Raw genomic sequence first — 22,130 nt, 5'->3', positions numbered from 1 at the left:
CTTATTATACTGGTTTTTTTATTTAATAGAAATTAATTCTACATCAAAAATTAAAGCGGCGTAAGGAGGTATTTGGCCTCCTGCTCCGTTTTCTCCATAAGCCAATTCTTGAGGAATATAAATTCTGTATTTAGAGCCAACAGACATTAATTGTAATGCTTCTGTCCACCCTTTTATAACTTGCGATACTCCAAATACTATAGATTCTCCACGCTCTATAGAGCTATCAAAAATGGTTCCGTCTATAAGTTTTCCCTCATAATGTACTTCAACTTTATCATCCGCAGTTGGTTTTTGACCATCAGCAGGAGTTAAAATCTCGTACTGTAATCCACTTTCTGTAGTTTTAATACCTTCTCTTTTAGCATTTTCGGCTAAAAAATTCTCGCTGTCTAACTTTAACCTTTTGGATTCTCTTTCTTTAATTTCCATCACGCTTTTCTGGATATATGAACTAGCGTCTTGTCTAGAAATTTTTTCGTTACCATTTAAAGTTTCTTCTAATGCAACTGCAAACACATCATAGTTAATAGACTTTACACCCACGGATTTTAAGCTGGTTCCTATTTCAACACCAAATGCGTAACTAAATTTGTGTATACTGTCGTTTAGGTTTACTTCTTTGGCTTTTTTAAGTTGATTTAACTCTTTTTTTAGGGTAGAAGCTTCAGATTTTAAAGCGGCTACTTCCTTTATTAAATCTTTCTTTTTTTGAGCATAACTAGCGTTACCTATTACAAGGGTTAATGCTACAATTAATAGTTTTTTCATTTTTGTTTTCTAAATTTTCTATCAAAAGTAACCAAAATCTGTAGTATTTCTCCTTGTGTTTATTTCTATTTAATTAAAAGATGAAACAAACTATACGGTATGTTGTGTAAAATTTTGCAACAGTAACCATTATACATTTTAGGATTATTAGATGTATTTAAAAGACAAGCAACTTTATTTATGTATAGTAAGCCATTGTTTACTAGCCTAGCAAACTAACTAGTTTGTTTATTTAGGTATGTTAGTGGGGTATTAATGCTTTTTTTTAGGGTGGTTTTATATAGCTTCAAACAATTTTCCGGGTAGTGGTCTAATGGCTCCTTTCATTTCCATATTTAGTAATGTAGATGAGGTTTTAAAAACAGGAATGTTACACGCCAAAGCAATAGTATCTAGTAGCTGTTTGCCTTCAGTTTGTAAAAAAGAGTGTATTTGTTGCTCTACCTCGGTAAGTTCTACAAACAATTGTTGTTGCGTAATTTTTGCCTTTTGTTTAGGTTCCCAGCCTAATAAATATACAACATCTGCAGCAGAAGTAATCATTTGTGCTTTTTGTTGTTTAATTAAATTATTGCAACCTAAACTGTATTTGTCTTGAGTTCTCCCAGGAACCGCAAAAACCTCTCTATTGTATCCGTGCGCTATATCTGCAGTAACTAAGCTACCTCCTTTTTCAGCAGATTCTACTACCACAGTGGCTTCACTTAAGCCAGCAATAATTCTGTTTCGTTTTAAAAAATTTTCACGCTCTGGTGTGCTTGTGCTCCAAAACTCAGTTAAAAATCCGCCATTTTTCTCAATATCTGTTGTATACTTACTATGCACTTTTGGGTAAACTTGATTTAAACCATGTGCCAAGCAACCAATGGTTTGTAAACCGTGTTTTATAGCTTCTTTTTGTATGCAAATATCTACGCCATAAGCAAAGCCACTTACAATAATTGGATTTAAAGGAGCAATGTCAGCAATAAATTTTTCGCAAAAGGCAGTGCCATAACTAGTAATTTTACGTGTGCCAACAACACTAATAATTTTTCTATTTTTTAAATTGATATTCCCTCTTTTAAATAATAAAATAGGAGCATCTATAGCGTGTTTTAAATAATCTGGATAATTTTCATCTTTAAAATAAAGTGTTTCAATATTATTTTTTTTAATAAATTGAAGCTCTTCTTCTGCAGCATCTAAATGTGATGTATCAAAAATATTTTTCAACTTTAGCGTTCCAATGCCATCAATTTTTAAAAGATCTGTTTTTCTACTACTAAAAATTTGAGAGGCACTGCCACAATGGGCAATTAATTTTTTAGCTGTAACACTTCCAATATTAGGAATGCTTTGTAATCTTAAAGTTGCAATTAATTCTGTTGTAGTCATTTAGAGGCTTTCTGTAATTGGCTACAAAATACAACAATTAAAATGTTAATAAAAAGTTAGGCCAAATGTTAAAAGAAAGATGATTTTTTACAATATTTGCCACAATGCGAACAGAACAATATATTGAAGAATTATTATATAGGTACAACTGTGTTGTAATACCTGAGTTTGGAGCTTTTTTAACGCAAAAAAAATCTGCTGAACTAGATGAGGCTACTAATACCTTTACGCCACCTACAAAGATAGTTTCGTTTAACCAACAAGTAAATTCTAATGATGGCTTGTTAATAACATATATTGCAACGGCAGAAAAATCTACTTTTGAAGAGGTTTTGGAGGCGTTGACAAAAGAAGTTGAGCATTGGAAGAGAATGTTAAAATTGGGGCAAAGAATTAAGTTTGCTTCAGTAGGTGAGTTGTTTTTAAATGAGGACCAAAAAATACAATTTATACCAGCTAACCAAGTAAATTATTTAACAACATCTTTTGGTTTATCTACTGTAGTGGCATCACCAGTTACTAGAGAAGTGTTAAAAGAAGAAGTGGTAGCTTTAGAAGAAGAAGTACCATTTATTATTACACCAGAAAAAAGAAAAACAACTACTTTTAGACCGTATTTAAAGTATGCAGCAATTGCTTTATTGGCAATTTCTACTGGTTTAACAGGTTTACGTTACTACAATACTACAGTTGCAATACAAGAAATTGCACAGCAAGATGCACAAGAGCAAATATCTAGAACTATACAAGAGGCTACTTTTTTTGATACTACACCATTAGAGCTGCCATCTTTGTCTTTAGATATTATAGCAAAGCCTGCTACACAAGAGCATTATGTAATTGCTGGTGCATTTAGAGTGCAAAAAAATGCAAACCGTAAAATAGAAGAACTTAAAAAACAAGGCTACAATGCACTGTATGTTGGCGTAAATAAATATGGTTTACACCAAGTAGCTTATGCAAGTTTTAGTGATGCTAACGAAGGTTTAAAGTTTTTGCAAAAAATTAAATCGGGCGTATCTTCAGATGCTTGGTTGCTTTCAGTAAAGTAAAATATTTTCTTTTTTAAATTAAAAGCGTAGTATCTTTGCGCAAAATTTAAAAAATAGAAAATGCACACACCTAAAGATAGTAGAACAGTTATGACAGATTTGGTACTCCCTAGTGAGACCAATCCGCTAAACAATTTGTTTGGTGGCGAACTGTTAGCGCGTATGGACAGGGCTGCTAGTATTGCTGCACGTAGACACAGTAGACGTATAGTTGTAACTGCGTCTGTAAACCACGTAGCTTTTAATAGATCTGTTCCTGTAGGAAGTGTTGTTACTGTAGAAGCAGCTGTTTCTAGAGCATTTAAAACTTCTATGGAGATTTTTATTGATGTTTGGATAGAGGATAGGTTTAGCGGTGAAAAAACAAAAGCAAACGAAGCTATTTATACTTTTGTTGCTGTAGATGATACCGGAAAACCTACTGAAGTGCCTGCATTAATTCCTGAAACTGATTTAGAGGTTGAGCGTTTTGAAGCTGCTCTACGTAGAAAACAGCTTAGTTTGGTACTAGCTGGCAAGCTTAAACCTAAAGATGCAACTGAGTTAAAAGCAATATTTATAGATAAATAACAATTGGTATATTGAGAGGTAACAAGTTAAAAATATGTTACTTAAGTACAATGTACTATTTGGTATAAACTAAGAAACGGCTAGGAAATTAATCCTAGCCGTTTTAGTTTAGGTGTTTTTAATTTCTTCCTGCTATTACGCCACCATCTGTATCCCATATGGCACCAGTTACCCATGATGTTTTATTAGATAGTAAAAATACAATGCTATTAGCTACATCTTGTGGTGTACCATTACGGCCAATTGGGTGAAACCCATTTAAACCTTCTAATGCTTTTTCTGCTTCATCTTTACTACCAAAAACGCTATGATAAACCGGAGTATTTACTACGGCTGGCGATACAGCGTTTACTCTTATGTTATCATCTGCTAATTCCATAGCTAAATGCTGCGTTAACGAGTGTAAACCTGCTTTTTGCATAGAGTAAGCAGAAGAAGGTGTCATTTTTACAGCTTGTTTTGCCCACATAGATCCAACATTTACAATAGAACCACCTTGGGTTGCTTTCATTTTTTTAGCTACAGCTTGTGTTAAAAAGAAAAAGCCTCTATTTAGGTCTAAATAAGCGTTGTAGTCGTCCTCATTGTGATCTAAAAAAGGTTTTGGATTAAATATGCCAGAAGCATTAACTAGATAATCTACATCTTCTAATTGGTTAATTTTGTCAACCAATTGTTTTAAATCTTCACTGTTAGTGATGTCTGCTTTTACTTTAGATAAGTTTTTAGTGTCGTCTATCTTATCAATATTCCTACCAACAACTATTACGCTTGCTCCATTAGCTAACAACTGTTCTGTGGTAGCTCTACCAATTCCGCTTGTACCACCAACTACTATGGCAACTTTGTCTTTTAAATCTTCCATTTTTTTCTTTATAATTTTTAATATGAACAGACAAGTCTGTCTTTGTTTGTGCAAATTTTTTTAAGCTATGATTTGCGAACATATATTTTTTGTCTCCTTTATTGGCCAACTGTCTTGGTGTAAGTGACTTTCTGCGACAGCACTTTCATACAGTAAATAAATTTGTCTAGCATAACTATTCAGATTTTTATGGTTTTTAATTTCTAAATTATCAGCAATTAAGTTAGAAATTAAAGCTATGAAATTGGTTTTTTGACTTTGTATTTCAGCCCTAACACGTACATTATCTTTAGGAATTTCTGATACTGTTTTTATGCACCAACAGCCATTAAAATCTTTTTGAAGAAAGAAATTGTCTAAAAAGTCAAATAAAGCAAGAACACGTTGCTCCCCTTTTGGACTACTTTCGCAAAAGCTTTTAATATCTTTTATAAAAGTAGCATTCATATGTTTTAGGTAAGCTAAACAAATGTCCTCTTTAGATTTAAAATGATTGTATAATGTTGCTTTAGCAATGCCAGATTCAGCTATAATTTCATTTATACCTGTAGCGTTATAACCATTTCTGTAGAAAAGAGCAGATGCTGTTTCTATTATATTTTGTTTTACCTTAGAATGTTTCACTCTGCAAATATAGCATAAAATTTTAAAAATAGACAAGTCTGTCTGTTTTTAGAAAAAAAAGAGCAACGTTTGTGTAACGCTGCTCTTAGGTTTATTATAGAAATGTGCTTGAAATTTGTTCAATAACCTTTTTTCCGTCAGGATCTCCAATTGTTTTTAATTTGGTAAAATCCTCTGCCCACGCTGATGTTCTTATGCGTAGAGGCGGATTTTCATCCTCTGCTACGTTGGCAATAACCGTGGCAACTTCTAAAGGTGTTTGGTAGGTGTTTTCGGCCTCCTCATTTGCTCTGCGTTGATTTCCTTCTAAATATTTTGCAAAAATAGGCTCATATTCACCCGTAGCAAATTGTCCGTTTACTGCTGTATTACTTATTGCAGATTTCATAAACTCTGTAGCAATACCACCTGGTTCTATCACAGAGAATTTTATATTAAACGAAGGGCCTACATAAGTAGCCAAACCTTCAATAAAGCCTTCTACTGCAAATTTTGCTGCACAATATAACTCATTAAACGGCTGACCAATTAAACCGCCTACTGATGATAATGTTATAATATGACCAGCTTTTTGTTTTCTCATATAAGGTAGTACTGTTTTGGTAGTAAATACAACACCTAAATAGTTTACGTTAGTAACCCACTCAATTTCTTTTACAGTGGCTTGTTCTGTTGTTTTAGCAAATCCTGCGCCAGCGTTATTTATTAGTATATCTATTTTTTTATCTTTAGAAATAATGTATTCTACAGTTTTGGTAATAGTTTCTTGTTTAGTAACATCTAACTCAAGTATTTCTATATCTAATTTGTCTTTCTCAATTTTATGTTTTAATGCTTCGCTTTTAGAAAGATTACGCATGGTAGCATAAACTTTGTAACCATTTTTAGCAAATAGTATTGCTGTTTCTAATCCTACTCCTGTTGATGTTCCTGTGATTAATACGTTTTTTTTCATTTTGTTTATTTTTTGGATTGAATATTCATTCCAATTGTTGTTTAAATTTTTTTACTCTTTTATTGCATCCCAAACCAAAGTAATTTGGTTTTTAATGGATTTATTGTTGTGATCAGGCAAGTTAATCCACCTTAAATAAGATAATATAGAGCCACCAATAAACTGTAGTAGCTCATCATTATCTATGTTTTTAATAATATGTTCATTTTTACCTTTTATTAGTAAAGATATTGCTCCATCTATGGCATTATAACCTACAGATTTACTTTCGTTAGTTATTATAGGAGAAGCTTGTAATTGGTCCATAAAACCAAAATACAACTTGTTTTTAGTGAAAAATTCTATTACAATAGTATAGTATTTTTCAAACTGAATTTTAACTGGTAAATCATTATTAAACACAGTGTCTAAAACTTTTTTTTCTTCTTCTTTAATAGCTACGTAAATAGCATTAATTAGTACTTCTTTACTTTCAAAATAATTATAAATAGTTCCCATACCAGTATTAGCTTTTTTTGCTATTGCAGAAACAGGTGTAGCGTGTATGCCATTTTCTACTAATAGCTCTAAGGCTGCTTTTAATATGGTTTCTTTTTTATTCATACAGCAAAGGTAAAATTATTGGAATGAGTATTCCAATTATTTTTATTTAATTTTTGTTAAAATTAGTATAAGCTATTAAAATTAGATCAGTTTTGTTCTAACAACAATTGGTTTTTCTTCAAGCTTTGTAGCTGCTAAGACCTTAAAACTAGTAATGTGAGGTTGCTGCCCGTGTAAATCTAATCCGGTTTCATTCTCCCATATTTCATGAAAAATAAAAGTGTTGTCATCTGTTAGCCCCTGCTGTAAGTCATATTGTATGCAAGCTTCTTCTTTTAAAGTTTCAACTACCATATTTTGTAAAGCAGCTTTAACTTCTGTAGTAAATTCTGGCTTACTTTTAATTATTGCGGTTACATATACTTTCATAAATCTATAGTTTACATTGTTAGTGCAAATGTTGTAAATTATCCGTTATATCTACACAAAAAATATTTTTTTATACTCTAATAGTATTATTTGGCAATATATACCAATTGTTATTTTGTGTTTAGAATGTAAGTTAAAGAAAAAACCGAGATAAAAAGCCATAAGCAAACGGCTAAAACAATTGGCTTAGAGCCTGTAGATTTAAGGTCTTTTACAGATATGGTTGTGCCTACAATAAAAAGAGTTAGTACTAACAAGCGTTTAGAGTATAAAACAATGTTTGTTGTAACAAAAGCTGGTAAAATATGGTAGCTATTTATAAGTATAGCGCCTATAAAGAGTAAAATAAAATAAGGTATTCTTATTTTTTCTCCTTTAGTTTTAAAAATAAACATTGATACTATAGAAAGAGGTATAATCCATAAAGTTCTTGATAGTTTTACGGTTGTGGCTATTTTAAGTGCTTGGTCTCCGTAATCTAATGCTGCGCCAACAACAGAGCTTGTATCGTGTATGGCAATAGCACACCATAGTCCAAATTGAGACTGATTTAGTCCTAACCAATGCCCAACAGCAGGGAACACAAATAAGGCAATAGAGTTTAATAAAAATACAACACCAAGGGCAATGCTTATTGTTTTACCATTGGCTTTTATAACAGGTGCAATAGCAGCAATAGCACTACCACCGCATATAGATGTGCCTGAGGTGATTAAATGCCCAAGCTTTAGATCTATTTTTAAAAATTTTGCTAAAATTAGACCTAAGCTTACTGTAAGTACAATAGATAAAAAGGTAAGACTTAAACCTTCTTTACCTGTTTGCAATGTCTCTTTTATAAACATACCAAACCCCAAACCAACTACAGATATTTTTAAAAAGTAGTGTATGGCCATATGACTATGTACTTTAAAAGGGTTTTTAAATATTAACGTAAAAACAAAACCTAAAGTTAGTGCTGTAGCACTATTTAAGTATCCTGTTATTGCAGCTATAACTATGCTAAAATATACGAGTTTTGTAATTGTGGTATTCATATCAAACTATTTTAATCTGATACAAAAGTACAGTTAACATATAACTGTTCTGCAAACATTAATGCTATGTAGTATAACTAAAAGTTATGATTGTTGCGTATGTATTTTTCAAAATTAGTCATAGTAGTATTTTGGTAACCTGTTCTAGAAACAAAGTAGAACCAACGCTCTATGCTAAAGTTTTTAATGTCAATAACTTTTAGCTTGTTGTGCAGCAGATCTTCTGTAACTGCATTTATAGACAATAGAGCATAACTGTTAGCGTAATACAGGTAATTTTTTATGGCTTCTGTACTGTTTAGGGTAACTACTGTATTTAGTTTTTTAATATTGTTTTGTTGTAAAAATTGTTGAATATTTTTTTTTGTGCCAGAACCTATTTCACGTTCTATTATAGGTAAGTTTTTTAACTCATCTAAGTTAATTATTCCTTTTTTGTGGTTGCTATTTTTACTGTTGGTTACCAGTACAATTTCATCTTTAATAAACTTAGTAAAATGCAACTTTGGATTTGTGTTTTTGCCTTCTGTAATTCCAAAATCTATTTGTTGATTTAAAATTAATTCTTCAATTTCATCAGAGTTTTCACTATCAATTTTAATATTGGTATTAGGAAACTGAGTTTTAAACTTAGCTATTACTTTTGGCAAAATATAATTGGCAATTGTAGTACTTGCACCAAAGCTAATTTCATCTGGGTATGTTTTTTCTTTGTATAAAAATTGCTGATCAATTTCTGCATAGATGTCTAAAATTCTGTTTACATACACCAAAAACGCTTTGCCATTAGTGGTTAGTTCTATAGAGTTTCTTTTTCTAATAAAAAAAGCACACTTATAATCGTCTTCTAAATTTCTTATTGCTTTTGATACAGCAGGCTGAGATATAAATAGCTGCTCTGCTGCTTTGGTAAAACTAGCGTGTTGTGCAACGGTTTTAAATATATGTAATTTGTTTTTCATAGATGAAAATTTAGCAGCTAATATCTACAAAATTACTTATAACTTTTTTTAAACTCTAGTGGTGTTAGTTTAGTTTTAGATTTAAATACTTTTGAAAAGTAAGCATAGTCTTTAAAACCCAAGTTTTCAGAAATTGATGACATAGTGTTTTTAGAGTGTACTAACAATCTTTTAGACTCTAATATTACGCGTTCTGTAATTAGTTCTGTTGTAGTTTTATTTAATGTTGTTTTGCAAACTCTATTTAAGTGCTTTGCGGTAATATGTAATTTGTCTGCGTAAAACTGGGCAGATTTTTCAGTTTTAAAATGTATTTCAATTTCTTGTTCCAAAGCACGTAAGGTTTCTATATATGCAACAGAGTTTGTTTCTGTAGTAGGAGCCTCTTTGTTATATTGCCTAGCCAAATCTATATACACAGTGTGTAGTAAACTGGCTATTTTTTGTTTTTTATAGGGTAAATTGGCGTAATACTCTTGGTTAATACTTCTGTAATTGGTAATTAGTTGTGCAAGTACATTTTTGTTTACCGTTATATGAGGAGTGTTTTTGTGTGAATAGTAAAAAGGAAATTGTTCTAATTTACTGGTTGAAAAATGCAGCTCATAAAAATCTTGCGTATGAAAAAAAATGTAACCCTCTGGTGTATTTGTAAATTTCCAATAATGAGTTTGCCCTGGTTTTAAAAAGAAAACACTACCAGTATTAACCTCATAACTATTAAAATCTATTTCATGAGTTCCTTTGCCTTTTGTAAATATTACACATAGGTAAAAGTTATGGCTATGTGGCTTATTTACAACAGCTGCGTTTTTATGTAAATGTGTGCTTAAATCATTACTATAAAAGTCTGTTAAGGGAACTCTATGTTCAAATTGTTTAATATTTAATACAGGAATAATCTTCATACAATTTTATAAATGTCTTAAATGTACAAAAAATGGAGAAATATGTATAGCTTTTTTATGGGATAAGCACTTTACCTTTGCTTAAAAAAATAAGTTATGGCAAGTTTAGTATCATCGCTTTTAAAGGGAAAATGTCCGCAGTGTAAAAAAAGAAGTATTTTTAATGCTGCGCAAGGGTTGTTTTTACTGTCTATTCCGGAGATGGATGCTGTGTGTAAAAACTGCAATTTTAAGTTTGAGAAAGAACCTGGCTTTTTCTTTGGGGCAATGTTTGTTAGTTATGCGTTGGCTGTGGCAGAATTTATTGCATTTTCTATTCTTTTTTATTTTATTTTGAAAATGCCAATTCTGTATACTTTTTTTGGTGTACTGTTTTTTGCTCTTATTTTAAGCACTTTTAACTACAGATACTCTAGAATTATTTGGATTTATCTTTTTTATAAAGAAAAGAAAGCCTAATTGCTATTTAACAGACTCTATTAAGTCCCACTTATTACCGTACAAATCTTTAAAAATTGCAACTGTACCATAGGGATGTTTTGTGGGTTTTTGTAAAAATTCAACTCCGTTTTTACTAAAAGTACTAAAGTCTTTTTCTAGCGTATTGGTTTGCATAAAAAAAGCAACACCATCACCAGCTTGCTTACCTACAGTTGCTTTTTGCAAGTCTGTATTTGCAAGTGTTACTACCAATGCAAAATTAGGTTGGTCTTTTGCTTGTATTGTAATCCATCTTTTTCCGTTATCAAGTGGTACATCTTCAGTCAAAATAAAATTTAGTTTTTTAGTGTAAAATGCTATTGCATCATCATAATTAAAAACTAAAAGTGTAGCATTTTTAATAGTATTCATTTTCTTATTTTGTTTCGTATGTGTGTTTTTCTTTTAAATACTTTGCAAGTTCTTCGTCATTCATTTTAAAAAGTATTTTGCAATAGGTTGTGTAATTTACAGCATCTTTTTCTTTTAAAAAATTTGTAATACCATATTGCGTAAAAGGGTAGTGTAGGTCTTTTGTTTTAAAAGAAGAATAGCGTGCTTTAGATTTGGGGTGCTTTTTTCTGAGAGCTTTGTATATTTTATGCTGCGATTTTGCTAAATAAGAATATAAATTTAACAATAAACCATTTGGTATTTTGTCGTTAACTATAGGGTTGTAGTAGTTTTCTATAGTTTTATAAAAGCTTTTTTTAGACTCAAGTTTATTTGGTTTTTTCTCTAAAGACATAGGTGTAGACATTAGATGTTTTTAAGTATAAACTTGATGATGTATTGCGCTAATATACATTAGCGCAATACTAATTATTTTAAGGATTTGTAGACCATAATGAAGCGTTTTTAAGCATAGCTCTTCTTGGTAGTTTTAAACCAGCAACAATTAGCTCTGCAAAGTCTTCAGGCTGCAGTACACTATCTTTAGAGTCTTTATCTGCAATGCCTAAATCTATAGACATATCTGATGCAATTGTACTTGGTGTAAGGGTGTTTACTCTAATGTTATTTTTGCGTACTTCTTTCATCAATGACTCAGACATGCCAATAACAGCAAATTTAGAAGCAGAATAAGCAGATGTGTTTGCATTACCATTTAAACCGGCAGTAGAAGATATGTTAATAATATCTCCAGAATTTTTTTCAATTAAATGTGGTAATACTTCTTTTGTTACATAATAAACACCTAGTACATTGGTTTGTAAAATTTGTGTCCACTGGTCAGCTTCCATATCATTAAAAGATCCAAAGGCAGCAATACCAGCGTTGTTAATTAAAATGTCTATGCTTTTAAAATCATTAAATATAGATGCAATTCCTTTTTTTACCTCTTCTGGGTTGCCAACATCAAAAGCGGCATAGGTTGCCTCTACACCCAGAGCCTTAATTTCTGCAACTGTTTTTTCTAAAGTTTCTTTATTTCTTCCTGTAATTGCTACCGCTACACCCTCATTAGCAAGAGCCAAAGCTGTTGCTTTACCAAGACCTCTACTGCCACCAGTAATAAGAGCTTTTTGTCCTTTTATATTTTCCATTATTCTTATGTGTTATTTTAAATACGTAAAGCGTATTATTTTATTTAAGAGTTTAACAAAAGTATAGAACAATTAAGTTTTTGAGGTAAGTAATAATGTTGGTTTTTTGTTAAGATTTTTATGGTTGCTATGAATTAGGTAGTTGCATATTATAATTTATGGATTGTACTTTAATTTCAAAAACTCAATTTTGTTTATTTACATTTGTAGCCATTATAACCTTCTTTCCTGTATGAGTATTATTCGCTTTTTTTCTAAAATTAAATACACCACTCTGGTATTAGTAATGGTTATAGTTACAGTGTTTAGTACTCTAGCATTAAGTTATTTAATTACAGATGAAATTACTATTGTTAGCGAAGATATTGCTAAGCGTAATTTTATGGAAAAATATGATGATGTTTACCAAGAATTAACACGTTTAGAAAATTTTTTAACTAGAATTGAAACTATTGTAAATAGGTCTAATTCGGTTAATGATTTGCAACAAAATTTTAATACTTGGATTTCTTTTCAGCCAAAACAATTAGATTCCTTAATCTCTTGGCAAAAAGTTTCGTTTACGCAGTATACAGATTCGCAAGCATCTATAGAAACCTTGCAAGACACTGTTTTATCTTCTAAAAACAAAAATAAATCGTTAGCTGTAGTAAAAAAGCAAAGTGTAATTGTGCCTACTTCTACTGGGTATGTTTGGCGTAACAAGCTTGCTGTAGTTACTGCTACAAAAGACTCTCTATTTTTAGGGTATGATATAGCATTAAAAGATTTGCAACGTTATTTTGCAAACGTAGACTCTAAATCTATTAATTACGCTTATGTTTTTAATAAAGATGGTTTGGTTTTGTTACATCCAGATGAAAATTTATTAGGTAAAAGTGTGTTTACATTTAGTTCTATATCTCCTAAGGATACCATAGAGTTAACAGTTAATAATCAGGTGCCAAGCGTTGTAAAGTCTGAGTATTTACAATTAGATGTTATACGTTACTTACAGCCCTTGCAATTAAAAGAAACCTCTTGGTATATTGCAGTAAGTTCTCCTAAAAATATTAGTGAAGAAAATGTTACTAAAATTAGGCAATACACTTTTCTAATCTATGGTATATCTACCATATTACTACTATTTGTATTTTACTTTTTTAATGAAAGAGTTAAAAAACAGTACAAAGAAAAGGAGCGTTTACTAAAGGAGAAAAATAATTTAATTGTACAGAACCAAATTGCAGAAAAAGAGAGTTCTTTTTTGCAATTGCAGCAATTAAAAGAGCAGATAAATCCACATTTTTTATTTAACGCTCTTAACTCTTTGTATATGTTAATAGATATAAATAAAGAAAAATCTAAAACCTTTGCATTAAAGCTCTCTAAGCTCTACCGTTATTTTATTACACCGCCAGCAAACAATATTACCCTTGTAAAAAATGAGTTAGAACTGCTTAATGAATATATTTATTTACAACAAACACGTTTTGGTAAAAGTTTAGAAGTAACTATTTTGGGTAATGTAAATGTAGTAGAACACAAGTATATTCCGTTTTTAGCATTACAAACCCTTGTAGAAAATGCTATTAAGCACAATGCGGCAACTAAAGTTAAGCCACTTTTAATAACGGTACATTTAGCTGAAGATGATATAAAGGTTGTAAATAATTACCAACCTATAGCTACACCACAAAAAAGTAATCACTTTGGAATAGACTATCTAAAAAATATTTACGCTTATTATAATGTAAATAACTTCACAAATTATCAGAAAAATTCACAATACATTTGTCATTTACCTTACATAATTATTAAATAATCCATTCACTCCTTAATAATATCCACTCACTCTCCTTTTTTTGTGAGTATTTAGTAAAACACAGATTTTTAGGCAAAATTATAACCTCATTATGCGTAAAAATCAGTCTGCATTTATAGTTAAAATAGTGCTATTTATTCTTTTTTTAGGAAATACAATTGGTGTTTCTGCTCAAAAAGAGAATAAAAAAGATAAAGAACAATCTAAAGATAGCCTAAATAAAGGGTATAAGGATTATACTAAACTTTTAAAAGATGCAACAGTAACTAAAGGCTTGTTTAGTGTAATTAAAACTGATACCGATTATTACTTTGAAATTCCAGATAGTCTTTTTACTAGAGAGTTTTTAATAGTAAATAAAATATCTCAGGTTCCTTTAGCAATAAATGAGCACGGTTTAAATAAAGGAATGAATTATGAAAATAAATTAATTACGTTTCATAAAGATAGTTTGTCTAAAACAATTTGGGTTAAAACTAGTAACCCAATGGTTTCTTCTCCTAAAAATGATGCTATAACCTTATCTGTAAAAGACAATTTTGCAGAGTCTATTATAGAAAAATTTGATATTGAAAGTTACAATCCTAAAACAAATGCACCATTAATAAAGGTTAATAAGGTTTTTAATGGAAAAGAAAAAAGCTTTAATGATGTGCTAAATAATGTTGGTTTAGGCGGTAGCGTTAAAAGCGATTTGTCATATATTCAAAAAATAAAGTCGTTTCCAGAAAATGTTGTAGTTAAGTCTCAGTTAACCACAACGGTTAATGAAGGTGGGCCAGCTATGTACGTTACATTAGGGGTAACTAGCAACATAGTATTGTTGCCAAAAATACCAATGCAAGCAAGAGAATTAGATAAGCGTGTAGGTTACTTTACAGAAAAACACTGGTATTTTAATGATAAACAACAGGCTATGAAAAAGCAAGAGTTTATTACTAGGTGGCGTTTAGAGCCTAAACCAGAAGATGTAGATAGGTACTTAAGTGGTAAATTGGTAGAACCAAAAAAACCAATTGTTTATTATATAGATCCTGCAACACCTAAACAGTGGAGAAGTTATATAATACAAGGTGTAAAAGATTGGCAGATAGCTTTTGAAAAAGCAGGTTTTAAAAATGCAATTATAGCAAAAGAACCAGATGCTAATGATAAAGATTTTGATATAGATGATGTGCGTTATTCTGTAATTACTTATGCAGCATCTCCACAAGCAAATGCTATGGGGCCATCTGTTGTAGATCCACGAAGCGGAGAAATTATAGAGGCAGATATTATTTGGTGGCATAACGTAATGACATCTTTACAAAGTTGGATGCGTATACAAACAGGACCAATAGATAGCAAGTCTAGAGGTAATGTTTTTAATGATGCGCATATGGGAGAAGCAATTAGATTTGTGTCTTCTCATGAAGTAGGCCATACTTTTGGATTAAAGCATAATATGGGAGCTTCACATAGTTTTCCGGTAGATTCTCTTCGATCTAAAACATTTACAGATAAAATGGGTGGTACTGCGCCATCAATAATGGATTATGCTCGTTACAATTATGTTGCACAACCAGAAGATAATGTAACAGCTATAACTCCTAAAATAGGTGTTTATGATACGTACGCAATACAGTGGGGGTACCAATGGTTTAAGTCGCCACTAGAAGAAAAAAAACAATTAAAAGCATTGGTGAATAGCCATGCTAACAACCCACTTTACTTTTATGGAGAGCAGCAGCCATATTTAAACACTATAGATCCTAGGTCTCAATCTGAAGATTTAGGAGATAATTCAATGACAGCAAGCACATACGGACTTAAAAATTTACAGCGTGTTGCAGACAATTTAGAGGAGTGGACATACCAAGAAGGAGATGATTATTACAATACGGGTAAATTGTATATGGGTATTATTGGACAGTGGAACATGTATAATGACCATGTTACTAATAATGTTGGTGGTATTTACTTAAATAATACACTACATAAAGACGGTAAACAAAGTTACCAACCAGTGCCTTACCAATTGCAGAAAGATGCTGTTGCTTACTTAAACAAAAATGTATTTACAATACCAGAGTGGTTATTTTTTAATCCGGTTTTAAAACATACATACGCAATTAAAGACTCTCCTTTAGGACCTTTTGAGCAAGCACCTTATACCTTGTCTAGGTCTTTACAATACAATACGTTATATAAGTTACTTTCTAATGAGCGCTTACTGCGTATGGTAGAAACCAATTTGTACAACCCAGAGCATCAGGCGCGCTACACAGTACAAGATTTGTTTAGAGATTTGCGTTCGTACATTTTTAAAAGCACTAAAAAAGGTGCGTCTTTAACCTTAGTAGAGCGTATGACACAGAAAAACTATGTAGATGTTTTGCTAATTGACACACAAAAAATTTTAGAAAAAACCACAGTTAAAAAACTTAATACAGCAAACTTTTTTACTACAACTAGCTTTTGTGCTGTTGCTTTGGCTGAAGAAAAGCAAGCACGTAATATTAATTATAGTTCTATGACGCGTACATCAGAAATAGCGTCATACAAGCGCCAAGAGTTGCAAAATGTATTGCAATTGTTGTTAAAAAAGAAGCGTAAAGGAGATGCAAATACGCAAGCGCATTATAATGATTTGATTTATCGTATTAAAAACACATTAAAATTCTAATTTTAACCCCTAAATACCAATTTTTATGAATAAATTCCTTTTTACGTTATTCTTTGTGGCTGTTACAGCAGCGTGGGCACAGGATACGAGAACAATTACCGGAGAGGTAATAGGAGCAGAAGACGGTATGCCTTTGCCAGGAGCATCGGTTTACGTCTCTAAAAATATGATTGCCAATGAAACCGGCGTTGCTGGTGTAATAGAAAATACATCTATTGGTGTTGTTGTAGACTTTAATGGTAAGTTTTCTTTAAAAATACCAGCTGCAATAACACAAATTACAGTTTCTTATTTAGGTTATCAAACTAAAACCATAAACTTAACTGCTGCTAATAACTATACTATTTCTTTAAAAGAAAATGTAGATAGTTTAGATGAGGTTATTTTAACAGGATACCAAAAGGTAGAGAAGAGAAAGTTAACATCATCCGTAGCTAAGGTTAAAATGGATGATATTGAGCAAATTGGTGTTGCTAGTGTAGATCAATTATTGCAAGGCCAGGTTGCCGGTGTAGTTGCTACCACACAAACAGGAGCACCAGGAGCACCTGCTAAAATTAGAATTAGAGGAACAGCATCTTTATCTGGCCCACAAGATCCGTTATGGGTTGTAGATGGGTTGCCTTTAGAGGGTAATGATGTGCCAGATTTTAGTGATAAAGACAATATAGATCAATTACGTAACTACGCTATTGCTGGTTTAAACCCTAGTGATATAGAAGATATTACCATTTTAAAAGATGCTGCTGCCACTGCTATTTATGGTGCAAGAGCGGCTAATGGTGTAATTGTAGTTACTACTAAAAGAGGAAAAAGCGGTAAAATGAGAGTTAACTTTTCTGCAAACACGTTTTTTTCTACAAAGCCTAATTTTGATGAGTTAAACCTAATGAACTCTGAACAAAAAGTAGATTTTGAACTTGGTTTAGCAGCACGTACAGATTTAGATTTTAGAACTAATAAAGGTGAGGTTGCACGTATTTTAAATAATTCTGGCGAATTAGGAACGTATCAAACTAGTGGTTTTTCTTCATTAAGTTCTGCAACTCAATCTCAGATAAATACATTAAAAAATAACAATGCTAATTGGGGAGATTTACTATACCAAACTAGTGTAAACACACAGTATAGCTTAGGAATTTCTGGAGGTACAGATACATCAGACTATTACTTTTCTTTAGGTTATTATGATGAAGAAGGTACTACTATTGGTACAGGGTTAGAGCGTTACAATATCACTCTTAAAAATAATTTTGATATTAGTGATCGCCTAAGTGCTGGTGCTTCTATTTTTCTTTCTCAATCTAAAAAAGAGTCGTACTTAACGGGTACAGATGCATTTACTAACCCGGCAAATTACAGCAGAAATGTAAACCCTTATTTTATGCCTTATGCAGAAGATGGGTCTTACAATTACGACCAAGATATAGAGGGTACAGACGGTAGATATGTGCCATTTAACTTTTTAGAAGAAAGAGAAAACACGGCATACGATTTAAAAAACCAAGCTGTAAAGGCAATTTTTGATGGTGCTTATAAAATTACAAACAACCTTACATTATCTACACAACTAGGGTTGCAATTTGATAAAACTAGCACTGAAAAGTATGCTGGGGAAGAAACGTATTTTTCTAGAAAAGAGCGTGAAAAAAGTAGACGTTACGACTCTAGTATAAGTGATTATTATTACTTTTTACCAGAAGGTGGAATTATACAAAACTGGAACGAAGATTTTTTTCAGTACAACTGGAAATCTTTACTAACGTATGATGCTAGCTTTGGTAAACATGAAGTAGAAGGTTTGTTGGGGTCTGAGTTTAGACGCTCTAAGTATACTAATATTATGAGTCGTGGTTTTGGGTATAATAAAAATACGTTAACTACTACACCTATAATTTTTCCTAATGAAGATACAGCTAATGAAAGTACTTATCAAACGTATGATAAGACTACTGCAGAAAATGCATACGCATCTTTTTACGCTACAGGTTCTTATACCTATGACCGTAAATACACATTTTTTGGTAGCGTACGTTATGATGGGTCTAACTTATTTGGAGTAGATCCTAAATATAAATATTTGCCATTATGGTCTGTTTCTGGATCTTGGTTGGCTAGTGAAGAAGACTTTTTAAAAACAAGTGATGTTATATCTAACTTACGCTTTAGAGGATCTTATGGTTTGCAAGGTAATATAGACCGTAATACTTCGCCGTTTGTAATTGGTGAGTATGACACTACTAGCATTTTGCCTGGTACATCAGAAGAAACAATTGTAGTTACATCACCGCCAAATGCTAAGTTGCGTTGGGAAAAAACAACTAATACCAATGTTGGTATGGATTTAGGTTTGTTTAATGGTAGAATTAATATTGCTGCAGATGTTTATAAGCGTAACAGTACAGATTTAATTGGTTTGCGTTCTGTGCCATTAGAAAATGGATTTGAGTTTACCAACCTAAACTGGGCAGAGGTAACTAATAAAGGGTATGAGATTAGCTTGTCTACAAGAAACATTGTAACTAAAGATTTTTCTTGGACTACAAACATTAATATATCTCACAATAAAAGTAACGTAGATAAAATACAGGTTAGAGATAATAGCTTTTTACCATCTAGAGAAGGTTTGCCAGTAAATGCTGTATTTGCTTTAAAAACAGCTGGTATAGATGAAAGTGGTTACCCATTATTTAAACGTGGAGATGAGGCTGTTTCTGCTGTAGACTTTTTTAAGTTAAAAGATCCTTGGGCAGATTTTTTCCCAGGCTTTTTAACAGAGTCAGAGTTAACTAATGAAGAATTTAGAAACCTGTTTACATATGTAGGAGACCAGGATCCTAAATATAGTGGCGGTATTATAAACACTTTTAAATTTAAAAATTTAGATTTTACTGTTGCTGCTAACTTTAACTTAAAACAGACAGTTGTAGAGCGCCAACCTTATAATGGTACACAATTAGATCGTGGGCAAAACTATTCTGCTAGAGTTTTAGATGCTTGGTCTGCTACAAATACAGATAGTAATTTGCCAGCTATTGTAGGTGAAACATCTGGCACAGGAGATTCTTGGATGGCCTACAAGTGGTTTGGGGGCTTAAATCCAGTAGAAACAATGCCTTTGTTAGATACTTGGGTTAAAGAAATGAGTTATATAAGAATTAATAGTATGCGTGTTGGCTACAGTTTTCCTAAAAGCTTAACTACCAAGCTAAATATTAATAGCTTCCGCTTAAGTCTAGAGGGTAAAAACTTGTTGGTATTTGGGTCTGATTATAACGGTTATTTTGATCCTGAAACCTACGGAAACATATATGCGCAGCCTATAGCCAAAACAATTGCAATAGGGTTAAATGTAACTTTTTAAAATAGTAAATAATGAAACAAAAATATATATATCTAGTAGCATTAGTAGCATTTTTTGCTGTAAGCTGCGATGATTATTTAGAAATTGAACCAGAAGGAAAAGTTATACCAGAATCTCTAGAAGAATTTAGAGCGGTACTAACAAAAGGATATGATGTTTTTCCGGAGCAAAAATCTAGGGTTGCTTACAGGGCAGATGAGTTAATTTTAGATGAAAATAGTTTTGATTTTACATCGTACAAAGATGTGTATTCTTGGAAAGATGCCAATCCAGATCCGCAAACGGCACCTTACCCTTATATACAAGTGTATAACTCTATTTTTTACACTAATCATGTTATAGAAGATGGTGCAGAAAAAATTGAAGAATCAGCAGAAAAAAATCAATTATTGGGAGAGGCTTATGCACTTCGTGCTTATGCACATTTTGATTTGGTTAACCTTTATGGAGTACCTTATAATGCTACAACTGCAGCAACAGATACTGGAGTTCCTTTGGCTTTGGGGATAGATCTAGAGCAGGTTTTTGTACCTGTATCTGTGCAAGAAGTGTATAACCAAGTGCTAATAGATATAGAAAAGGCAAAGTCGCTATTAAATGTTACTAAGTTTGATGCTGGTTTAAATTACAGATTTACTAAAACAGCAATTTTAGCCTTAGAGGCTCGTGTGCATACGTATATGAATAATAGTGAAGCCGCTTTAACGGCTGCTAATGCTGCTTTAGCTTTAAATAAAGAGCTTGTTAATTTAAATGACACGCCACAATTGCCAAATTTATACACATCTGTGGAGTCTATCATGGCATTAGAAGATGTGTTTGATCCTAGTGTTAGAAATAGTTCTTTTATTTCTGATGATTTATTAGCTATTTATGATACAGCAAACGATTTAAGGTTTGGATTGTATTTTTCTGAAGATGGTAGTAACTACAAAGCAGCAAAAGGCGGTGAGCAAGAGTTTAATTGTTCATTTAGAGTGTCTGAGTTGGTTTTAATAAAAGCCGAAGCACAGGCAAAACTAGGAGCTTTAGAGGATGCAAAAGCTACCTTGTTGGCATTTATGCAAAATCGTTACCAAAGTGCATATATGGCTAATTTAGCAACAGCTATTAACCCAATGTCTGCTAATGAGTTTATGCAAGAGTTATATGAAGAACGTTGGAGAGAATTGGCGCTAGAAGGTCACCGTTGGTTTGATTTAAGAAGAAGTAACCAAAAGGTAATAACACACACTTTAAGCGGTGTAGACTTTCAGTTAAGTGAAAATGATCCACGATATACTTTGACATTTCCTGCAGATGCAAGATTAAATAACCCGGAATTATAATATTACGAGTTAGTCAGCGAGCAATTATTGTTCAACTAAACCCGATAATTTTATCGGGTTTTTTTATTTTTATGCAAAAAATAATATGCTTGTAGTTGTAGTAGAAGATGAAGATTTGGCAGCAGATTATTTAATTGGTTTGCTAAAAGCGCAAAGTGTTGTGCCTGTAACTAAAATAATACATTTGGGTTCTGTGCAAGAAATGGTGTCTTTTTTTAATGATGCCAAGCCAGATTTAATTTTTATGGACATTCACTTAGGTGATGGTAAAAGTTTAGAGGCCTTTACACAAACAAATATTACTGCTCCTATTGTTTTCACTACAGCTTATGATGATTATGCCATACGTGTATTTAAACACTTTACAATAGACTATTTACTTAAGCCTTTTGAAGCTAAAGATGTGTATAAGGCATTGCAAAAGTATACGCAGATAAAAGAAAATTTTTCATTTTACAATACCGCAAAATCCTTAGAGGCTTTAGATGGAAAAACACAGCAAGAGCGTTTTTTAGTGCAGTCTGGTCATCAGCTAAAATCTATAGAAAGTGCTGAGGTTGCCTTTTTTTATAGCGAAGGAAAAAATCTTTTTTTATTTACAACCACATCTGAAAATTACTTGTATAAAGACACGTTAAGAGATATATCAGAAAAACTAAACACTGAGATCTTTTTTAAAGTAAACAGAAATTATATTATACACATAAATGCTATAAAAGAGATTGTAAAACATAATCCGCAAAAAATAGAATTAAACCTAAAAGTGGCACACGCAAGTACAAAACCTATTTTAGTAAGCAAGTTTGAGGTTAAAAATTTTAAAATTTGGTTAGATAAGTAGCTGCTTGG

Annotated in this window: 21 protein-coding genes; 8 read left to right on the top strand and 13 right to left on the bottom strand. The window is 31.9% G+C overall.

Features of this window, described 5'->3' with window-relative positions; genetic code table 11:
* Positions 1 to 18 precede the first annotated feature (18 nt).
* Both JM80_RS03270 and dprA read right to left on the bottom strand, forming a co-directional pair.
* A complete protein-coding gene (locus tag JM80_RS03270) occupies positions 19 to 771 on the bottom strand; it encodes an FKBP-type peptidyl-prolyl cis-trans isomerase (protein ID WP_013620995.1) in 753 nt (250 codons plus the stop codon).
* A gap of 276 nt (positions 772 to 1,047) precedes the next feature.
* A complete protein-coding gene (gene dprA, locus JM80_RS03265; protein ID WP_038505530.1) occupies positions 1,048 to 2,148 on the bottom strand; it encodes a DNA-processing protein DprA in 1,101 nt (366 codons plus the stop codon).
* A gap of 104 nt (positions 2,149 to 2,252) precedes the next feature.
* Between dprA and JM80_RS03260 the strand changes: the two genes are divergently transcribed.
* Both JM80_RS03260 and JM80_RS03255 read left to right on the top strand, forming a co-directional pair.
* The gene (locus JM80_RS03260; protein ID WP_038505532.1) at positions 2,253 to 3,200 is read left to right on the top strand and encodes an SPOR domain-containing protein; all 948 of its coding nucleotides are present in this window, start codon (positions 2,253 to 2,255) and stop codon (positions 3,198 to 3,200) included.
* A 60-nt stretch (positions 3,201 to 3,260) separates the two neighbouring features.
* Entirely contained in the window at positions 3,261 to 3,770 is a 510-nt protein-coding gene (locus JM80_RS03255) for an acyl-CoA thioesterase (RefSeq protein ID WP_013620998.1), read from the top strand.
* A gap of 118 nt (positions 3,771 to 3,888) precedes the next feature.
* Here JM80_RS03255 and JM80_RS03250 read toward each other — a convergent pair whose 3' ends face one another.
* The 8 genes from JM80_RS03250 to JM80_RS03215 all read right to left on the bottom strand — a co-directional run bounded on the left by JM80_RS03250 (position 3,889) and on the right by JM80_RS03215 (position 10,093).
* The gene (locus JM80_RS03250; protein WP_038505534.1) at positions 3,889 to 4,635 is read right to left on the bottom strand and encodes an SDR family NAD(P)-dependent oxidoreductase; all 747 of its coding nucleotides are present in this window, start codon (positions 4,633 to 4,635) and stop codon (positions 3,889 to 3,891) included.
* Between the two features lie 60 nt (positions 4,636 to 4,695).
* Entirely contained in the window at positions 4,696 to 5,259 is a 564-nt protein-coding gene (locus JM80_RS03245) for a TetR/AcrR family transcriptional regulator (RefSeq protein ID WP_034644106.1), read from the bottom strand.
* Between the two features lie 94 nt (positions 5,260 to 5,353).
* Positions 5,354 to 6,214, bottom strand: a complete 861-nt coding sequence (locus tag JM80_RS03240; protein ID WP_144709213.1) for an SDR family oxidoreductase — start codon at positions 6,212 to 6,214, stop codon at positions 5,354 to 5,356.
* A gap of 51 nt (positions 6,215 to 6,265) precedes the next feature.
* Positions 6,266 to 6,817: a TetR/AcrR family transcriptional regulator gene (locus JM80_RS03235; RefSeq protein WP_144709212.1), complete on the bottom strand. Its 552-nt coding sequence runs from the start codon at positions 6,815 to 6,817 to the stop codon at positions 6,266 to 6,268.
* Between the two features lie 81 nt (positions 6,818 to 6,898).
* The gene (locus JM80_RS03230; protein ID WP_144709211.1) at positions 6,899 to 7,186 is read right to left on the bottom strand and encodes a putative quinol monooxygenase; all 288 of its coding nucleotides are present in this window, start codon (positions 7,184 to 7,186) and stop codon (positions 6,899 to 6,901) included.
* A 110-nt stretch (positions 7,187 to 7,296) separates the two neighbouring features.
* On the bottom strand, positions 7,297 to 8,223 hold the full coding sequence (locus JM80_RS03225; RefSeq protein ID WP_075694860.1) for a YeiH family protein: 927 nt from the start codon (positions 8,221 to 8,223) through the stop codon (positions 7,297 to 7,299).
* Positions 8,224 to 8,300: 77 nt separating this feature from the next.
* The gene (locus JM80_RS03220; protein ID WP_144709210.1) at positions 8,301 to 9,185 is read right to left on the bottom strand and encodes a LysR substrate-binding domain-containing protein; all 885 of its coding nucleotides are present in this window, start codon (positions 9,183 to 9,185) and stop codon (positions 8,301 to 8,303) included.
* A 32-nt stretch (positions 9,186 to 9,217) separates the two neighbouring features.
* A complete protein-coding gene (locus tag JM80_RS03215; protein ID WP_034644096.1) occupies positions 9,218 to 10,093 on the bottom strand; it encodes an AraC family transcriptional regulator in 876 nt (291 codons plus the stop codon).
* Positions 10,094 to 10,189: 96 nt separating this feature from the next.
* Here JM80_RS03215 and JM80_RS03210 point away from each other — a divergent pair, with 96 nt between their 5' ends.
* Positions 10,190 to 10,552 carry a DUF983 domain-containing protein gene (locus JM80_RS03210; RefSeq protein ID WP_013621007.1) on the top strand — a complete coding sequence of 121 codons (363 nt, stop codon included), beginning with the start codon at positions 10,190 to 10,192 and terminating at the stop codon, positions 10,550 to 10,552.
* A gap of 3 nt (positions 10,553 to 10,555) precedes the next feature.
* Here the strand turns inward: JM80_RS03210 and JM80_RS03205 are convergent, their stop codons facing one another.
* The 3 genes from JM80_RS03205 to JM80_RS03195 all read right to left on the bottom strand — a co-directional run bounded on the left by JM80_RS03205 (position 10,556) and on the right by JM80_RS03195 (position 12,120).
* Complete coding sequence (locus JM80_RS03205) at positions 10,556 to 10,945, bottom strand: VOC family protein (protein ID WP_144709209.1); 390 nt, start codon at positions 10,943 to 10,945, stop codon at positions 10,556 to 10,558.
* Positions 10,946 to 10,949: 4 nt separating this feature from the next.
* Entirely contained in the window at positions 10,950 to 11,333 is a 384-nt protein-coding gene (locus JM80_RS03200; RefSeq protein WP_144709208.1) for a hypothetical protein, read from the bottom strand.
* 67 nt (positions 11,334 to 11,400) lie between these two features.
* The gene (locus JM80_RS03195; RefSeq protein ID WP_013621010.1) at positions 11,401 to 12,120 is read right to left on the bottom strand and encodes a 3-ketoacyl-ACP reductase; all 720 of its coding nucleotides are present in this window, start codon (positions 12,118 to 12,120) and stop codon (positions 11,401 to 11,403) included.
* A 232-nt stretch (positions 12,121 to 12,352) separates the two neighbouring features.
* Between JM80_RS03195 and JM80_RS03190 the strand changes: the two genes are divergently transcribed.
* The 5 genes from JM80_RS03190 to JM80_RS03170 all read left to right on the top strand — a co-directional run bounded on the left by JM80_RS03190 (position 12,353) and on the right by JM80_RS03170 (position 22,122).
* The gene (locus JM80_RS03190; RefSeq protein WP_144709207.1) at positions 12,353 to 13,924 is read left to right on the top strand and encodes a histidine kinase; all 1,572 of its coding nucleotides are present in this window, start codon (positions 12,353 to 12,355) and stop codon (positions 13,922 to 13,924) included.
* A 91-nt stretch (positions 13,925 to 14,015) separates the two neighbouring features.
* Positions 14,016 to 16,589, top strand: a complete 2,574-nt coding sequence (locus JM80_RS03185; protein ID WP_144709206.1) for a zinc-dependent metalloprotease — start codon at positions 14,016 to 14,018, stop codon at positions 16,587 to 16,589.
* Between the two features lie 25 nt (positions 16,590 to 16,614).
* A complete protein-coding gene (locus JM80_RS03180; protein ID WP_144709205.1) occupies positions 16,615 to 19,953 on the top strand; it encodes a SusC/RagA family TonB-linked outer membrane protein in 3,339 nt (1,112 codons plus the stop codon).
* Between the two features lie 11 nt (positions 19,954 to 19,964).
* Positions 19,965 to 21,281, top strand: a complete 1,317-nt coding sequence (locus JM80_RS03175) for a RagB/SusD family nutrient uptake outer membrane protein (RefSeq protein ID WP_144709204.1) — start codon at positions 19,965 to 19,967, stop codon at positions 21,279 to 21,281.
* Between the two features lie 85 nt (positions 21,282 to 21,366).
* Positions 21,367 to 22,122, top strand: coding sequence for a LytTR family DNA-binding domain-containing protein (locus tag JM80_RS03170; RefSeq protein ID WP_144709203.1), 756 nt, complete (start codon positions 21,367 to 21,369; stop codon positions 22,120 to 22,122).
* Positions 22,123 to 22,130 lie beyond the last annotated feature (8 nt).

It is taken from the genome of Cellulophaga sp. RHA_52 (genome assembly GCF_007827205.1).
Classification (GTDB): Bacteria; Bacteroidota; Bacteroidia; order Flavobacteriales; family Flavobacteriaceae; genus Cellulophaga; species Cellulophaga lytica.
The sequence above is the reverse complement of the archived record's forward strand: the minus strand, read 5'-3'. Positions and strand labels throughout refer to the sequence as shown.

Excerpts from the sequence above, each read along its gene's own strand:
- JM80_RS03270 (WP_013620995.1), bottom strand. The coding sequence starts at position 771 with ATGAAAAAACTATTAATTGTAGCATTAACCCTTGTAATAGGTAACGCT.
- dprA (WP_038505530.1), bottom strand. The coding sequence starts at position 2,148 with ATGACTACAACAGAATTAATTGCAACTTTAAGATTACAAAGCATTCCT.
- JM80_RS03260 (WP_038505532.1), top strand. The coding sequence starts at position 2,253 with ATGCGAACAGAACAATATATTGAAGAATTATTATATAGGTACAACTGT.
- JM80_RS03255 (WP_013620998.1), top strand. The coding sequence starts at position 3,261 with ATGCACACACCTAAAGATAGTAGAACAGTTATGACAGATTTGGTACTC.
- JM80_RS03250 (WP_038505534.1), bottom strand. The coding sequence starts at position 4,635 with ATGGAAGATTTAAAAGACAAAGTTGCCATAGTAGTTGGTGGTACAAGC.
- JM80_RS03240 (WP_144709213.1), bottom strand. The coding sequence starts at position 6,214 with ATGAAAAAAAACGTATTAATCACAGGAACATCAACAGGAGTAGGATTA.
- JM80_RS03235 (WP_144709212.1), bottom strand. The coding sequence starts at position 6,817 with ATGAATAAAAAAGAAACCATATTAAAAGCAGCCTTAGAGCTATTAGTA.
- JM80_RS03230 (WP_144709211.1), bottom strand. The coding sequence starts at position 7,186 with ATGAAAGTATATGTAACCGCAATAATTAAAAGTAAGCCAGAATTTACT.
- JM80_RS03225 (WP_075694860.1), bottom strand. The coding sequence starts at position 8,223 with ATGAATACCACAATTACAAAACTCGTATATTTTAGCATAGTTATAGCT.
- JM80_RS03220 (WP_144709210.1), bottom strand. The coding sequence starts at position 9,185 with ATGAAAAACAAATTACATATATTTAAAACCGTTGCACAACACGCTAGT.
- JM80_RS03215 (WP_034644096.1), bottom strand. The coding sequence starts at position 10,093 with ATGAAGATTATTCCTGTATTAAATATTAAACAATTTGAACATAGAGTT.
- JM80_RS03210 (WP_013621007.1), top strand. The coding sequence starts at position 10,190 with ATGGCAAGTTTAGTATCATCGCTTTTAAAGGGAAAATGTCCGCAGTGT.
- JM80_RS03205 (WP_144709209.1), bottom strand. The coding sequence starts at position 10,945 with ATGAATACTATTAAAAATGCTACACTTTTAGTTTTTAATTATGATGAT.
- JM80_RS03200 (WP_144709208.1), bottom strand. The coding sequence starts at position 11,333 with ATGTCTACACCTATGTCTTTAGAGAAAAAACCAAATAAACTTGAGTCT.
- JM80_RS03195 (WP_013621010.1), bottom strand. The coding sequence starts at position 12,120 with ATGGAAAATATAAAAGGACAAAAAGCTCTTATTACTGGTGGCAGTAGA.
- JM80_RS03190 (WP_144709207.1), top strand. The coding sequence starts at position 12,353 with ATGAGTATTATTCGCTTTTTTTCTAAAATTAAATACACCACTCTGGTA.
- JM80_RS03185 (WP_144709206.1), top strand. The coding sequence starts at position 14,016 with ATGCGTAAAAATCAGTCTGCATTTATAGTTAAAATAGTGCTATTTATT.
- JM80_RS03180 (WP_144709205.1), top strand. The coding sequence starts at position 16,615 with ATGAATAAATTCCTTTTTACGTTATTCTTTGTGGCTGTTACAGCAGCG.
- JM80_RS03175 (WP_144709204.1), top strand. The coding sequence starts at position 19,965 with ATGAAACAAAAATATATATATCTAGTAGCATTAGTAGCATTTTTTGCT.
- JM80_RS03170 (WP_144709203.1), top strand. The coding sequence starts at position 21,367 with ATGCTTGTAGTTGTAGTAGAAGATGAAGATTTGGCAGCAGATTATTTA.